Origin of the sequence: Niallia circulans NBRC 13626 (assembly GCF_001591585.1) — a bacterium.
GTDB lineage: Bacteria > Bacillota > Bacilli > Bacillales > Cytobacillaceae > Niallia > Niallia circulans.
In genome coordinates, this window is record NZ_BCVE01000005.1 from 113,014 (window position 1) to 128,732 (window position 15,719).

Below are 15,719 nucleotides of genomic sequence, written 5' to 3' on the forward strand. Positions count from 1 at the left end.
CACTTTTAACTCTCCTACCTTTCTATTTTTCACCGATAATACTCTGTTGATTGTAGTAGTCCTTAATAAATTGATCTATCTTAAACTTATCCTCTTGATTTAAAATAGGACTCACAAGAATAGTAGGCTTATCAATGATACTATGTGTTTTCACAGTAGAAATAACTAATTCTACATCTTCATAATCTGTCTGTTTTATTCGTTGCTGGGCGATTATTTTCTTTATGTGGATATCAGGAAAAGTTCTTCTTATTTTTTCACTTAATAAATGCGAAGTGCCAATTCCACTTGTACATTCAATTAATATAGGAATCTGATTAGCAAAATGATCATCATACGAAATTTGAAAATACAAAGTAATATAGCCAATTTCTTCATCGGTTATATACTTTTCATAATGTCCTTCTTCTACTAACTGTTGAATGCTAGTCTTTACTAAGCCAAATATATTGGAGAAATTGGTTACTATGGATTTTATGATTGGATTAACTATATAGATTCGATGGCTTAATCGATATAACATTGCATGCATATGCAAGGTTATCCTTTCTAATAATTCATCATCCGTATCGAATCGATATCCGCTATTTTCTGTCACTTTTGCTATTAACCTTTTTGTTAAAAGAACGACCTGATCATTTTTATATGGCTCAGTACCTTGATTTAATAAAAATCGCGAATTAAGTTTATACGCTTTCAAAATATAATAAAGAGAATAAATATCATATTGTTTTAACGAAAGAGAAAACTGATTTTCGATTTCCTCAATCATATCTTTACAAATACAATAAATAGTGGAATTTTCATCTATTTCTTCGTATACTATTTCTTCTTCATCTAATGAAAGCTTATTATTATGTTTTTCTATTATCGAAAGAAGAGAGCAGAATAAGGTTAAATAATAGGGCTGATCTAAGCTTAAATCATGCTTCACTTGGATATCATGCAGCAACCTCTTAATTTTTATTAAATGATTATTTTTCACTTTTACTTTTTTGATAGAATCAGGAATATCATATTGACTAAAAGGGTCTCCCATTTGAGTTAAGTAATTCTCAATAATTACGGCCATCAAACGATAAATAGATAGTTTATCTCCCTTAATAAAGGTTCCTTCCTTTGTCCTTAATAGTCTTAAATGATAGGACCTTAATTCCTTTTCAATATGTTTAAAATCATTGAGAATAGAGCTCTGACTTACGATGTACTTTTCCGATATTTTTTGAATTGAGGTCTTACCGGGTGCAATGGCTAAAAGATATAATAGTAAATTCAAACGTCTTTCGTCAGGATAATCAAATACAATCGTTTCCGTTTCTAAAGGTTCTTTATGGTTCTGGAAGTAATAACCGAAGTTTTCTTTTTTTATTATCCGAAACGGCATTGAATTCGAATCAACTATTTGTTGGATATCTCTATATATTGTCTTCTTAGAAACTTTAAGTGATTGTGCTAACTCTGCAGCTGTCACATACCGTTTCTCCCTTCGTAAGATAGTAAGAATCATCTGATGACGCTCATTTATGACTTGACTCACAAATTCCTTCACCTCTTTTCTTCTTTCTATGGTAATATCTTATCCGACTGAAAGCGGATACACAATTACAAAATAATGTTGATTGTTATGTCCCTATTAAAGTGAGCAATCCTTATTTCTGATTTTCCGGCTTTGTTAAGAACTTGGGATTTTACAATAAAAGCTCTTCCTTTCTTTCATTTCTTTTTGAAACAGTCGTCATTAAAGACAAAAAAGCACAATAGTTGTCCTATCGCACTTTTCTTCTTTGTCTATTATTCTCTTTATAATAAGTAGGTTACCACCAATAATATCGTTCCAACGATAAAGCAATAATAAGCAAAATATTTTAAGTTTCCTTTTTCCATTATACCCATTAGCCATTTCATAGAGAAATAGGTAAAAACAAGAGCCGTGATAAAAGCAATGAAATAAGGCCAAGCCAAAGTTTTCAAATCTGGGCTGTTAATCATTTCCGTTACTCCAAGAATAGCTCCTCCAACACTTACTGGAATATAAAGCATAAAGGAAAAACGCAGCGCCGTACTTTGTTTCATGCCCAATGCAATGGACGCTATAACAGTGGAACCTGAGCGGCTGATACCTGGTATAAGTGCAATCACTTGAGCACATCCAACAATAAGAGCATCTCGCAAAGATAAATCCCCATCTCTTTTTACACCACGCATATTTCGAATGATCCATAAAGCTATACCTGTAATTAGTAGTGTAATGGAAACAGTATAAAAAGAGGTGAAATAATCAGCAATATAATCGCCAAACAGTACGCCGATCACACCAGCTGGAATGGTTCCAATAATAACATACAGGGAGAATCGAAAATCAGCTCGATAACTTTCCTTTCGTGTTTTTAGATACAAAAAGCTATGTGTTATTAATTGCTTTATATCCTTTCGGTAAATGAAGACAATGGCAATTAATGATGCCGTATTTGTAATAATCTCGAACGATAAGCCTCTCTGTTCAATTCCTAGAAGCCTTTGGCCAATAATTAAATGACCACTTGAGGAAATTGGAATTGGCTCGGTAATACCTTGGATGGCTCCTAGAATAAAATACTTGAACATTACTAAAAAATCATGTAAATCCACTACTTAACCTCCAACTATCTACTTTTTTCTTAGTATACTTGAAAGTGAGATGGAAATATAGGGATCAACTTGTACAATCTCTTATTCTATAAAAATGTAATCGTTTTAGAACCTTTTAAATTTGGAAAGGAGAAAACAAATATTTTTTTTAAAATAAATCTACTTTACATCTAGCTTCATTAAAAAAAGCATAAGGCTGCTCTTATGCTTTTACTTTAATATTTTAAAATCATAAGAATAAATAGAAGTTCCTTTTACAGATGATAAGATGGCATCTAATCCTTCTATTATTTTCTCTTCTACCTTCTCACCATTTTCCAAAGAGTAGCTTTCCAGATAATACTTCTCTTTTTTCGAATCGTCATACCTTAATGCAAATAAATAATCCCCTGCAAAATATACTTCTTCATTATGCCGGGGTTGGTTTTGTGGAAAATCCTCCAGCAGGAATTTACTCTGTTCTTGTCCATCTTTACTTACCGCAACAACTTCTCCTACTCCGTTAACATAGAAAAAAACGTCCCGCCATAAATAAGCTGCATTTTTGGAATTCATGGAATCAGCTGCGGGGTCATTAGCAACATATCCTGTACTTAACTCCACTTTTGTTTGTTCCAAAGTTTCCTTATTAAGGAGAAATAAAACGGTATTTTGACTCTTGTCATCGGTTATCTCTGAAAGCAAAACATAATAATGGAGTTCGTCACTTAAGATAGGTGCCAATGATGAATATTCATATCCTTTCTCCATTTCCAATCCCTTAATGGCCTTTATTTCTAAATGGTTATTTTCCAAGAATGCTTTCCTTAAGACATATTCCTTTTCTTCTTTATCATTTGTCAAAATGAGAATTTCATCCTTGGTGGAACCCGAAGCCATTATATTAAAAGGGAGATTTCCTCCTTTAAACCCTTTGTGATTTCCCCAATAAATATGGGATATATCCCTTTCTTTATCATTTCCAGAACGATAAATAGAGAAAAAGACATCCTGTTTCTCCAAATAGCCTGTTCGTTCTCCGCTTTGTTGGTATTTCAAATCGATTACAGCATTCTTTTCTCCAATCAACCTTATTGTATTTTTATCCTCTAACAACATTTGATGATCATTTAGCGCCATGCTTCCAAATTCTAAACCACCCATTTGAAAACCAGTTGCTTTTCCTTTATCATCAATAAAAACAGCGTAGCTAATCCCTTCATTATTCCTATCTTGATTAGTTATTGTGGAGAAATAGACAACTGCCTCTTTATCATGTAGAAAATCTGGCTGATTAAGCTCTTCCATCGTAAGGTTATTTTCTGAATGGCCAATTTTTGTAGTGACAGTAATCATTAGAACGATAATTAGAAATAGAGCTATACCAAATTTCGTTTTCATACTATCCTCCTAAAGTAAAAAGGCGGCATGCTAATAGTGCAAACTCGCCTTTTAAATGAAGTAAATTGGAATTTTTCTTTATGAGATTAAAGTGTCTCCAAAGTTAGTTGTAGGATATAACCATTGAATAAAAAGGTAAGGGGGTAATAATAATTTCTTTTCGTGCTTGTCGGAGATAAAGTCAGCTATTGCAATGGTTGACTCTACTCCTCCATGAATAGTTAAATAATAATTTAATTTCTTCATTACTTTTATTAAAGTGTCCAATGTCTCTTTGTCTTGTCTTAAAAGCTTATATGATATGCCTAAGTTTGAATGTATTCCTAATTGTTTCTGGTGTATAGCAATATCACTATATTGCTTACACTCTATTGTATCTAGTTGCACAAAAATTTCCTTTTCAGAATCCAGCTTATAAACACCATTATAAGGAATTCCCATCACTACATTTTCATCTAGTTTGAGTATTACAGGAGATATATCCTTTATAAATTCCGGTTCAAATTTGCTTATTACCTCAAATAAAATTTGTGCTAATGTGTTTTTATGAAAAAGACATTCTCGAGGTCGCAGTGATATTTTTTGATTTTTTTCAATAGAACAAGCAACAATATGAGAAGTTGATGGCTGTAAATAATCACGATTCATTTGATCTTGATATGTTTCAAAAATTCGCTGCATCAACTGATTATTCATCTCCACCATTTCACTATTACTCCGTTTCGAGATTTCCAATACTAAGTGCTCCTGGTTGACATTCATGCCCAGCAAAAGCACTTCCAAGATTCACACCCAATGTTAAAGTAATAAGAACCACAACGGATACTATCATTTTTTTCATTTGTAATACACTCCTATTCTTTAATCTATTTGTTAATAAAATTTTATACTATATAGATTATTTATAAAAATAGGTAAAATTCTACTGTTTTTTCTATCATTTAATAGATTTTTTGCTATTAAAATTTTACTATACATACCTACTACTTCAATTTATTCCTCATATTCTAATGCTTTCATTAAATAATCTGCTGCTTTCTTATATGCCTTTTTATCGTAATAATGATTCCCCAGTTCTTTGGTTATTCGTTTAATCAAAATACCTTGATGTAATTCAATTGCAGAGTCTAGCATTTTTTGCATTCCCTTTTCATATGCAGTTTCATTACCTTGCAGTTTCTTAACCGATAATCTTAATAAACATAATAAAATATAATCATGCTTAAGCTGAAATTTTTCTGTTATCGCAAGGGCCTTTTCTAAATACTCATCCACAAGTACCCAATCTTTTAATTCTATATAGATTTCTACTAACCTTCTCAACGGGTGAACAATCTGCAAATCTAGTGAAGGTTGTTCAAATATATTAATACTCTTTAAATAGTATTTTATTGCTGACTGATATTCCTTTTTTCTCTCATAAACTCTCCCTATATTATGCTGTATCATCCCTTTAAAACTTGAAAGTTTCTCATGCTCTTTATTCTCCATGATAATATGTTCTGCCTTTTTTAAACATTCCATTGAATTATCCAAATCATTATTTAGCTGATATTGAACCCCCAATGTAATTAAAGCAGTAATGATATATTCTTTTTCTTTCTTTTTTTCAAATATCTCATATGCCTTATTAGAGTAATACATACTAATTTCTTGATTGGCGTGTGTTCTTTGTTTAATCAAACTAAGATTATAATAAAGTTTCGCAGCATCTAAACTCTCCCTATCTTTTAATAAATGATCTGCTTTTGTGTAATAATGAACTGAAAAATTAAAGTCCTGAAGGTAATAAAAGAAGTTACCACAAGAAAGATAATAATAAAAGTATTCTTCTTCTAAACCTTCATTAATTTCTCCTGAAATAAATCGTTTAGATAAGCTATAAATACTTCTAGCCTGCTCTATTTCTCCTTTTGTCGTATAATATCTCAATAAAACTCCATAAAGGTTCAGATTTATTTTGGTAGAGTTTAATTCCAATGTCTGAATATGAAGATAAGAAAGGTGTTCATCTGTAATTTTTCCGCTTTTTTTATAGTTTTCCACGATCTCTAATATTTTTTCATCTCTATTCGGACTACTCAATTCGGTTAAATCATAACCAAGTCTTTTGGACACTTTTCTTAAAAACTCTGCAGATGGATTGATTTGCCCATTTTCAATCCGGCTTAAATAAGTGATAGAACAAATCCCTTCCGTTAATTCCTTTTGCGTCAGCTGTTTATGGATACGTAGTTGCCTTATTCTTTCACCAATCATTATATCTCCCTTCTCTCTTGTTATTTCCATTTCTCCATGTATCGATATTATAATTATAGCGCTAATCTACCATTTTTTAGAAAATATATAAAAAAATTCACCAATTTTTTTCAAAAAACAGGACTTCTTCGACATATTTTTTCACCAATAGGAGAAATAACAAATAAAAAAACTTGACCTTTAAATAAACAGGCCAAGCTCTTCTTTTTACTTATCGTTTTTTAACATTGTTCATAATAAAACCACTCTTCGGCAATGTTGGCATCTGACTTAAGTCATAATGTAAATCTTGAACTGGAACATCATAGTCCAATTCCGTTGCGAGAGTTCGCAAAACAACCTTCATCAATTCAACTGTAACTCCTTCTCCGGGACAGCGATGCCCTTTTGCTGGATCTCCTCCGCCATGGGGAATAAAATCATACAACCCTCCTTGCCAATTTTCAAATCGACTTGGATTAAATTGATTGGGATTCTCCCATAAACGTGCATCGTGATTGGTTCCATAAATATCTAATAAGACTAAAGTTCCTTCTTTAAATTCTTGGTTCTTCCACATAAAATTAGTTCGGACACGAGCTCCAAGAAAAGGGCCAAACGGATAATATCGCCTTACTTCATGGACAAACATATCGAAATGTCGGTCATCAGCTGTGCGAAGTTTTTCTCTTTGTTCTTTATATTCATGGAAGGCTAAAGCAGAAAATGTAATGAAAGTGGCAATCGCAACGATTGGTCTTAACACATTTATTAACTCAATTGCCGCCATTTCCGTATCAAGCCTTGTTCCATCGATTTTCTCATAAAAAGCCATTTCATGTAACGCGGTTCCTTGCTCTGTTTCCAGTTTGCCCTCACGAACTTCTTCAATCACTTGTCTAATCCACCGCTCTGCTCGATTACGGGCCATTCTGCCTTTCCAGTGCTCGGGGCCAAGGGTGCCAAATGCATACACCATCGCAATAAAATCATCAGCACGCTCTAATATTTCTTCTTCCGCAAGCGGGACTCCTGCCCACTGACAGGCAACTTTACATAAGATATTCTTTATTTCATCAAATAAAACAATTTGATCCCGTTGTTCCCACTGCTTTATTGCCTCTTCTAAATAGACTGTTGTAAGATTCGCCAACTTTTGCTGATGCTCAGGAGTCAATAAGGACATAAATAGAAGTTTTCTGTGAAGATGTTTTTCATCATCCATCGTTTGAACCGCATTCTTTCCAAATAATGATTGCTGAACGCGATTAGGGGCTGCACCATTGCGCTGAAATTTCTCAGTGTCGTAGAAAATCTTTACAGCCTCCTCTCCTTTTATACATATCACATTTTGCCCTAATAAACGCACTGTGAATATATCAGTATTAAATTTATCCATTCTGTTATTAATAAATAGATATCCTTCCTTTAATAAGGTAATGGTTTTATCTAATCCTTTATCTGAAGGCACGTTTGAATTGGTCGGCATCTCGGACTCTCCTTTCTAAACTGTGTCATCATTCGCACAGGAAAAACAGGTATTCTGTTTCTTATTACTTTGATTTTTTCCCTTTAGTCAAAAAGATAATCCCAATACTGACGGCAGCTGCAGCTGTAAGAATGGGATGCTTGCTCATTTTTACGTACATACTTCGAGAACGAATCCATCCCTGATTATTTCCTCTTTCATGTAAACCGTATCCTGGCTGATATAAATTACTTTTTTCACGGCTGTTAGATGGTTGATCTTTATATTGAGTTGGTGGAATCCATTTCTCCATTAACCTGTCTGTAAATCGCGGTAATAATGTGCCTAGTAGATTTAATAGTTTCGCTTGAGAACCAACATATATATCTCTCATTGGATTTTCTGCTGCAAATAATATTGCTTCTGCTACCGCATCTGGAGGATAAATCATCCCTTTGTGAGTAGGCTGCTTATCCAAATAACTTCTAGCATGTTCTGCATATGGCGTATCTATTCTTCCAGGATGAATCAAAGTAATAGATACAGGAATTTGTTCCTTTTCCGCTTCCATTCGAATGCTTTCAGTCCAGCCATGAACAGCGAATTTCGAAGGTGCGTATGTCGACTGGATAAGTGTTCCTCTATCCCCAAATAGGCTCCCTACATTAATTAGAGCACCCACATTCCCTCGCTCTTTGAAATGGTTAATCGCAATTCTTGTACCGTAGACAACACCCCAATAGTTAGTATCATGCATTCGTTTCATGTCCTCAATGCTTACATCCAGGGCATATCCATATATCGTCACTCCTGCATTATTAACCCAAGTATCAAATCCTCCAAATGTTTCTAGCGCTGTTTCGGCAATTTTTTTTACCTCTTGTTCTTTTCCCACATCAGCCTTTACATAAACGACGGAAGCCCCTTGTTCCTTTAACTCAGCAGTTAGTTTTTCCAGGGCATTCTCATTTCGTGCTGCCAGCACAAGCTTTGCACCTTTAGAAGCAGCCATTCTCGCTGTGACAAGTCCAATCCCACTAGAAGCTCCTGTAATTACGATTACTTGTTCCTTGATTTCTTTTAATGTCCGCTTGCCCGTTGAATCAACTTGTTTCTGAAACTTCCTATCTTTTAATTCCTTTAAGCTCTCTAAATGAAGTACTTTCTTATCGTACTCTCTTTCCTTGCTGCTCATCATCATACCTCCCACATAATAGTAATAAGCTTAGTATTTAGTAATTCAGAAATAATATCAGAAAAGAAATGGAAGTGACATATAGAAGATATACCCATAAAAGTAATAAAAAAAGAATGAAAAATATCCCAAAAAGGATACTTTCATTCTTTAAACTACTCTTTTAGCCCATGGCATGAGACAATATTTTTTTTCCTTTTTTCAGATGAACAAGGAGAGCTAGTATGGGAAAGGTCATCGCCAAGAGCAATGCCGTATCCGGACTGAATTGATAATAACTATAGCTTCCGATCCATGATCCAAACGCTCCTCCTAAGAAGAAAATGGTCATATATAATCCATTTAATCTATTTCGAATGGCTGGGTTTAAGCTAAAAATAACCTTTTGACCTAACAGCATATTTCCTGATACACCGATGTCTAGTATAATCCCAGAGATTACAATAAGTGCAATACTTAAGATAGAATGATCTTTTACAAAAAACAAAAGAAAAATCGAAACAAATACTAGAACCATTGATACATTCGTCATAGAGTAAATATATCCCTTATCCCCTAACTTTCCAATATATGGGGTTAACAATGCACCAGCAATGGCAACAAAGCCAAATAGGGCAATTTCATTATTAGTAAAATGCAAGGACTCGGATCTTAATAAGATGGGTAAAACTGTCCAATACAAACTAAATGTAGCAAAGATACAAGCATGGTAAAATGCTCTTTGTTGGAGTGGCTGCGTTTCTTTTAGGACACTTACCATCGAGCGCAATAAAGCAGGATACGTTATGCCAAGATTAGATTCTAATCCAAAATCCGGCAAAAATTTTAATAATAATAGCAAAATAGTAACTAAAATAAGGCAAGAAAAAAGAAAGACCATCCGCCAGCCAAGCCAATCCGTAACGGCGATTGAAAATGGCCGCGCCACCATAATTCCAATAAAAAGCCCACTCATTACTTTGCCGATATAATTCCCAGCTTGTTCTTTAGGGACAATTTTCATCGTTAATGGCACTAACATTTGAGCAGCACTTGCTCCAATCCCGATGAATGTAACAACAAATAAAAAGATCATGCCATTTGTCGAAAATAAAGCACCAATTAAAGAAAGAATGGTTAGCCCTATTAACAAGATAATGATTCGTTTACTTTTATAAAGATCCGCCAAGGGCACTAAGAAAAACAAGCCAGCGCCATATCCAATCTGCGTTAAAGTCGTTAACAGCCCAGAAATATTTGAAGCAATATGTAAATCAGCAGAAATAAATTGAATTATCGGCTGGGTATAATATATATTAGCCACTACAGCTCCACAGCTTACCGCCAATAAAAAAATGAGAAAATTTGTTTTCTTGTTCATTACCAACTCTCCTTTCACCAACCAAGATGATATATAATTATAACATAAGGACTACATCTGGAAATGTCTAGAATCATTAATACTTAGCTGATTGGTACTATATTTTACTATTTTAGTTATTAATCATTCATATAAAAAAAGAGTGTTTCCCTATAAAAAATGGGGAAACACTCTTTTTTTCTTCTAAATTACTCCCATATAAATGTACAAATCTCCGCTTCGTTCATTTGATTGGAATCGAACATCTCTCCGTTCACTTCTTCCAGTAAATTAGATTTTCTTGGGTATTTCCCATTATATTTCAACGTTAAAGGCTGTTTTTGCTCCGTTAAATTATAGCCTCGAAGAACTATTTCTTTGCTGTTTTCTTTCTGCTTAAATGCTGTTAGTCGAAAAGCTTTTCCGTCCAATTGAATAAATTCATATATGGACGGATATGCACCTTTATGCATATCTGTTTGCACACTAGAAAATGGAATTTGAAAGTTAATTGCTGCATGATAGGATTCCAGCTTGTTTGTGCTATCGTGAAATCCTACGGCAAATTTCACTGTTTGATTTCCTATACACTGAGCTTCTGGAGTTGGGAAGTAACCCCAATCTCCTAATTCCCCAACCGCTCGAAGCAAAGTAACGGCAATGGTATCTTCCATAATTTCATACTCATTCAGTCCATAATTCGCAACAGTCACCCCTCTATTTTCATCATGTAAATTAACAAATGCATGCTGATGCTGTGGGTTAGTTGGATTTTCCCAGTTGGAACTTACCTTATTTGCTCGCTTCACTACTTCGAAAATACTGTCAGATTCATGCTCCTCTACATGAATCCCCGTTGGAAAGAGCACTCGTATGCGATGGTCCTTCATTTGGTTAGCAAATGACGTTTCGAATAAAAGCTGATTACTGTTTCGCTCTAATCTTATTTTTGTTTTCAGCTCCAATGTTTTCAGCTTTTTCGAACGGCCAGCATGACGACCACGAAATTCAATTAATCCTTTCTGCTCTTCCAATAACCTTTCATCTGCTGATTCTGGAATCAGCATTTTTTGTGTTAAAAGCACTTCTCCATACGCAAAAGTATCAGAAATAATCTCTACCTCTGCTGTTCCTGCTGATGATAAAATGGGCTGATCTCCTTTTGGCATTTTGTAAATATACTCATTGCCAACATCGCCCGTATTCTCAAAAGTGAGAAAGTTTGTGTAGATACTATTTGTTCCTTTATCCAAAACAGTCAATGTACCATTTTGTTCTATTTGAACTTTTAGATGGATATTTTCTAAAAGCTGCCCTTGATGCTGAACAATTTTTTTGTGTTCTTGCTGCTGGGATTCCCCTTCTATCAACGCATAGGTTTGCCATGATAATGGACTCATTTCGTTTAATGGGAGCTCAACAGTCACATAAGCACCGATAAACGGCTGACGAAAACGATCCTCTGGAAGATCATATCCAAACCGGATATCTGTATAGATAACCCTTGCTGGAACTTCCACTCCCTCTTTATCGATTACTTTCATTGCTGGAAACTCTTCGGCTTTTAGCTTGCGATACAATTCATCTGGACGTCCGCTCGAAAAGGGAAGTCTTTTCCACTCTATCTCTATTTCAACCAAACCTGTTTTTGTACTGCCAGCAGTATTAAAGACAATAAAAGGGCGGCTTCCAGCTGGAAATTCACTCGTGTCAATTTGTTCTGCAAGCATAGTTAAAGCTTCTGTTTTTATAAATTGACCTACTTCCTCTGCTTTATGAAAGCGAGTCATCATTTCACGATGCACCTCATCCACACTGCAGCCGCAAATACTGTCATGGGGATGGTTTTGCATCAATTGTTTCCATGCAAACTGAAACATTTCATGGGGATATTTTCCGTCCTTTTGATAGGCCATTGCAGCCAATGGTTCCGCAATATTTTCTAACAATCTACTAACATCTGTATTTCTTTGTTTCAGATATATTCTAGAGGAAGCGGTATTTGCTAAAGTATACCAGCCATCTGTCTCCTGACTAGTTAATTCTCCTTTCACTGTATGTAAATTTTCAGGAATGTCTTGTTTTATTATTTTCATATACTCATCAAAACTACTATGAATGAAGGTTATGTCAGGATATAAATTATTGGCTGCTTCAATGGCAGCTGTAATATTCTTTTGAACTGGCTGATGATCACAGCCATTCATAAACAATAGATGATCTGTAGATGCATATTGAAGGGCATCCTTTAATTTCTGATCCCAAAATTGCTTTGCTTCCACTTCATCCACAGGAATTTCATTCCCATTACTATACCAATTGGCGAAAAGAATGCCTAAAACAGTGGATTTATCAGGGCCCTCCCACCACATTTCTGAATATGGTGAACTATATTGATCATCATTGATAACAATATTATTAAACCCCGTAGGTTTAACCCCGCGCCCAAACGCCGCCACATCCATGCCAGACTGTTTAAGAATTTGTGGTACCTGCCCCATATTCCCAAATGTATCTGGGAAATAGCCTAACTTAACTGGTGCTCCCCATTTTTGGCATTCTTGCAATCCAATTAAAAGATTTCGTACATTTGCTTCACTACTAATTAAAAAATCATCTTGCAGAATATAGAAGGGACCAATTTTTAATTTTCCTTCTTGAATATATTTTTTGAGCTTCCATTCGTTTTGCGGCTTTATCTCCAAATAATCATCGAGAATAATTGTCTGCCCATCTAAATGAAAACTATTAAAATGAGGATCTGTGTCAAACAACTCTAATAAATCATCGATTAGCTGAACCAATCGCATGCGATGCTGTTCAAAAGGCAAATACCATTCTCGATCCCAGTGACTATGGGATATTATATACACTTTTTTCATCTTCAGGTACTCCTCTCTAGTTCCTTTACTGTCCTGTCATTATTTTTTCTTTACTCGAATATCAAAATAATCCATTACTAATTCGCAAAACATCATATTCGCCCATGAAAACCACTCTCTCGTATATTGAGAAGGATCATCCACATTAAAGCCTTCATGCATTAAATGTGTTCCTCCATCACAGGCTACAAGCAAATCTAGTATTCTTTCTTTCTCCTTTTTATCCTCTGCCGTTAGACCTTCCATCGCAAGAGCAATCGGCCAAATATAATTTTCCGGTGTATGGGAGCTTCCAATCCCTTCCGCATATTTCCCTTTATAAAAGTAAGGATTCTCTTTACTAAGTATTGTCTGCCGTGTTGCTCGGTATCTTTCATCATTTTCCTCCACATATCCAAGATAGGGGGCAGATAGTAGATTAGGTATATTAGAATCATCCATAATGGTAAAGTTGCCTTTTCCATCTACTTCGTAGGCATAAATTTCTTCACCGTTATGATTGCGTACAACGGCAAACTCCTCAATCCCTTTTTCTATCTCCTCTTTGAGTTTTTGAAAGACAGGAACTTGCTCCGTTATCTTCAAAACATCTTCATAAATCTCGATTAGATAACCTAGCACTACACTAGCAAACATATTTGAAGGCACTAAATAACCATATGTACAAGCATCATCACTTGGTCTAAATCCTGACCAGGTCATGCCAGTAGGAACGACGTCTGCCCCTCTCCCTTTGTTTATTAACGTATCCTCTTGTCGATCGGTCACTCTTTCAAATGTATAGGAGGAATTCGTATGATCTTGCTCTATCATCCATACCTCAATTATTTTTTGGACCGCTTCCTGAAACGACTGATTAAAATGATTTGTTCTCCCTGTTGCCTTCCAGAACAAATAACTAAGCTGGATTGGATAACACAGTGAATCAATTTCATACTTTCTTTCCCATATCCATGGATTCATTGTCGTTAAATCGGTTTGATGTCCTGCCCCATTCGCTTCTTTATTGAAAGCGTTCGCATAAGGATCCAAACAAATATACTGACATTGTCGCTCAATAAGACCGGCAATCATATTAGCCATTTCTTCGTCCTTTTCAGCCAATACTAAATATGGTCTTACCTGTGCAGTGGAATCTCGCAGCCACATCGCTGGTATATCCCCTGTAAGGAGAAAAGTAGTTCCATCCTCCAGCTTTTCAACTGTTGTTTCTAATGTATTAGCAAAACAAGTATTGAAATTAACAGCCCAATTCGCATGTTCATCCCCACATTTTTTTGTAATCCATTTCATAAATTCTTTTACCGAAGACATCGTTGTTTTTTGATATGACATTTTTCGAACCCCTCTCAATATTTGATATATCATTTAAACCCATTTTAATTTCAATCGCCTTTATTGTCTAGTGTTTCTTTTTCTTATTTTAATGAAAAATTGTCTGTCTATAAATCGGGAAAACTTCTCTCATATTTATATTCATAAAATTTGCTTAGCTTTACTCTTTACGGAAAGCAATTTCATGTTATAATAAATTTGATATATCATTTAAGGAGTTTATGATGAAAAAAGAACCACTTTATCAAAAAATTGTCACAGACATACTAGCCAAAATCCAAGCTGGTGATTTAAAGCCAGGCGATCAAGTACCGACAGAATTAGAAATTTCTAAGCAATACAACGTCAGTCGAATCACATCAAAGAGAGCATTAACCGAGCTAGAAAACAAAGAACTAATCGAACGAATCCAAGGGAGAGGAAGCTTTGTTGCCGAACAAAAACAGTTTCCTTCTGATGTTATTCTCTTTATTCTTCCTTTTCCTAATAATCCTGGACTAGGAGATTATGCTCAAGGAATTAGCCGTTTTATTGCGAACACATCCTATACGGTGCAAATTCAGACAAATGCTTACTTAAGTCAGCTTGATGCCAAAAAAATATCATCTATGTACGCAGGTCTCCTCCTTTATCCAGAGGCTGGAACATCGCATTTAGATATTCTTTATACCTTATATCTCGAAAAATTTCCGGTAGTGGTGCTCGATAAGAAAATCGAAAGCATCCCATTTCCTTTTATTACATCTGATAATATGCAAGGTGGTTATCTGGCAGCACAGTATTTAATTAACCAAGGACATAAGAAAATCATTTTTTATGCTACACAAAATTTAGAGAGAAGTTCCACTATTCGAGAAAGGTATTTAGGTTATTTAAAAGCAGTACACGAAGCAAATATTGCGTATCATGATTCAAAAGTAGTGCATTCAGCTGAGGACAACAGCGCTTTTATCCGTCAGCTAAAAGAAGAAGAAATTACTGGCCTGATAGCAGAGAACGATATTAATGCGATTCATTTAATGAAAGAAATCAAAAGATACGGCTATCAAATCCCTAAAGACTTTTCGATTATTGGCTTTGATAATATACAAGCAGCTGAACTTGTCGACCCCGCATTAACCACGATTGCCCAAAACTTCGAGGAGATCGGATATCAAGCAGCTAAACAGCTTATTCAATTAATTGAAAACAAAGAAGCAATTCATTCCGTAGTAATTCCGATTGAAATGATCATTAGAGAATCTACTAATTAAA

At 34.9% G+C, this 15,719-nt stretch carries 12 protein-coding genes; 1 reads left to right on the forward strand and 11 read right to left on the reverse strand.

The window, feature by feature from the left end; translation table 11 throughout:
• Window positions 1-22: 22 nt before the first annotated feature.
• The 11 genes from BCI01S_RS08175 to BCI01S_RS08220 form a co-directional block, all read right to left on the reverse strand.
• Complete coding sequence (locus BCI01S_RS08175) at window positions 23-1,537, reverse strand: BglG family transcription antiterminator (RefSeq protein WP_082138405.1); 1,515 nt, start codon at window positions 1,535-1,537, stop codon at window positions 23-25.
• A gap of 263 nt (window positions 1,538-1,800) precedes the next feature.
• Window positions 1,801-2,604, reverse strand: a complete 804-nt coding sequence (locus BCI01S_RS08180) for an undecaprenyl-diphosphate phosphatase (protein ID WP_172864653.1) — start codon at window positions 2,602-2,604, stop codon at window positions 1,801-1,803.
• A 234-nt stretch (window positions 2,605-2,838) separates the two neighbouring features.
• Window positions 2,839-4,008 (reverse strand): YycP family beta-propeller protein, encoded by a 1,170-nt coding sequence (locus BCI01S_RS08185; RefSeq protein ID WP_047943845.1) that lies wholly within the window; start codon window positions 4,006-4,008, stop codon window positions 2,839-2,841.
• A 78-nt stretch (window positions 4,009-4,086) separates the two neighbouring features.
• The gene (locus tag BCI01S_RS08190; RefSeq protein ID WP_047943844.1) at window positions 4,087-4,713 is read right to left on the reverse strand and encodes a hypothetical protein; all 627 of its coding nucleotides are present in this window, start codon (window positions 4,711-4,713) and stop codon (window positions 4,087-4,089) included.
• A 7-nt stretch (window positions 4,714-4,720) separates the two neighbouring features.
• Entirely contained in the window at window positions 4,721-4,849 is a 129-nt protein-coding gene (locus BCI01S_RS26185) for a hypothetical protein (protein WP_268874807.1), read from the reverse strand.
• A 152-nt stretch (window positions 4,850-5,001) separates the two neighbouring features.
• The gene (locus tag BCI01S_RS08195) at window positions 5,002-6,297 is read right to left on the reverse strand and encodes a helix-turn-helix domain-containing protein (protein ID WP_082138404.1); all 1,296 of its coding nucleotides are present in this window, start codon (window positions 6,295-6,297) and stop codon (window positions 5,002-5,004) included.
• Between the two features lie 181 nt (window positions 6,298-6,478).
• The gene (gene cypC / locus BCI01S_RS08200; RefSeq protein ID WP_047943842.1) at window positions 6,479-7,735 is read right to left on the reverse strand and encodes a CYP152 family fatty-acid peroxygenase CypC; all 1,257 of its coding nucleotides are present in this window, start codon (window positions 7,733-7,735) and stop codon (window positions 6,479-6,481) included.
• Window positions 7,736-7,799: 64 nt separating this feature from the next.
• Window positions 7,800-8,909 (reverse strand): SDR family oxidoreductase, encoded by a 1,110-nt coding sequence (locus BCI01S_RS08205; protein ID WP_082138403.1) that lies wholly within the window; start codon window positions 8,907-8,909, stop codon window positions 7,800-7,802.
• 163 nt (window positions 8,910-9,072) lie between these two features.
• Entirely contained in the window at window positions 9,073-10,269 is a 1,197-nt protein-coding gene (locus tag BCI01S_RS08210) for an MFS transporter (protein WP_047943841.1), read from the reverse strand.
• A 188-nt stretch (window positions 10,270-10,457) separates the two neighbouring features.
• A complete protein-coding gene (locus BCI01S_RS08215; protein ID WP_047943840.1) occupies window positions 10,458-13,130 on the reverse strand; it encodes an alpha-mannosidase in 2,673 nt (890 codons plus the stop codon).
• A 39-nt stretch (window positions 13,131-13,169) separates the two neighbouring features.
• Window positions 13,170-14,465 carry a glycoside hydrolase family 125 protein gene (locus BCI01S_RS08220; protein ID WP_047943839.1) on the reverse strand — a complete coding sequence of 432 codons (1,296 nt, stop codon included), beginning with the start codon at window positions 14,463-14,465 and terminating at the stop codon, window positions 13,170-13,172.
• Between the two features lie 224 nt (window positions 14,466-14,689).
• On the opposite strand from BCI01S_RS08220, the gene BCI01S_RS08225 reads away from it, so the two are divergent.
• Complete coding sequence (locus BCI01S_RS08225; protein WP_047943838.1) at window positions 14,690-15,718, forward strand: GntR family transcriptional regulator; 1,029 nt, start codon at window positions 14,690-14,692, stop codon at window positions 15,716-15,718.
• The last annotated feature ends 1 nt before the right edge of the window (window position 15,719 follow it).

Excerpts from the sequence above, each read along its gene's own strand:
- BCI01S_RS08220 (WP_047943839.1), bottom strand. The coding sequence starts at position 14,465 with ATGTCATATCAAAAAACAACGATGTCTTCGGTAAAAGAATTTATGAAA.
- BCI01S_RS08225 (WP_047943838.1), top strand. The coding sequence starts at position 14,690 with ATGAAAAAAGAACCACTTTATCAAAAAATTGTCACAGACATACTAGCC.
- BCI01S_RS26185 (WP_268874807.1), bottom strand. The coding sequence starts at position 4,849 with ATGAAAAAAATGATAGTATCCGTTGTGGTTCTTATTACTTTAACATTG.
- BCI01S_RS08185 (WP_047943845.1), bottom strand. The coding sequence starts at position 4,008 with ATGAAAACGAAATTTGGTATAGCTCTATTTCTAATTATCGTTCTAATG.
- BCI01S_RS08210 (WP_047943841.1), bottom strand. The coding sequence starts at position 10,269 with ATGAACAAGAAAACAAATTTTCTCATTTTTTTATTGGCGGTAAGCTGT.
- cypC (WP_047943842.1), bottom strand. The coding sequence starts at position 7,735 with ATGCCGACCAATTCAAACGTGCCTTCAGATAAAGGATTAGATAAAACC.
- BCI01S_RS08215 (WP_047943840.1), bottom strand. The coding sequence starts at position 13,130 with ATGAAAAAAGTGTATATAATATCCCATAGTCACTGGGATCGAGAATGG.
- BCI01S_RS08190 (WP_047943844.1), bottom strand. The coding sequence starts at position 4,713 with ATGGTGGAGATGAATAATCAGTTGATGCAGCGAATTTTTGAAACATAT.
- BCI01S_RS08205 (WP_082138403.1), bottom strand. The coding sequence starts at position 8,909 with ATGAGCAGCAAGGAAAGAGAGTACGATAAGAAAGTACTTCATTTAGAG.
- BCI01S_RS08195 (WP_082138404.1), bottom strand. The coding sequence starts at position 6,297 with ATGGAAATAACAAGAGAGAAGGGAGATATAATGATTGGTGAAAGAATA.
- BCI01S_RS08180 (WP_172864653.1), bottom strand. The coding sequence starts at position 2,604 with ATGTTCAAGTATTTTATTCTAGGAGCCATCCAAGGTATTACCGAGCCA.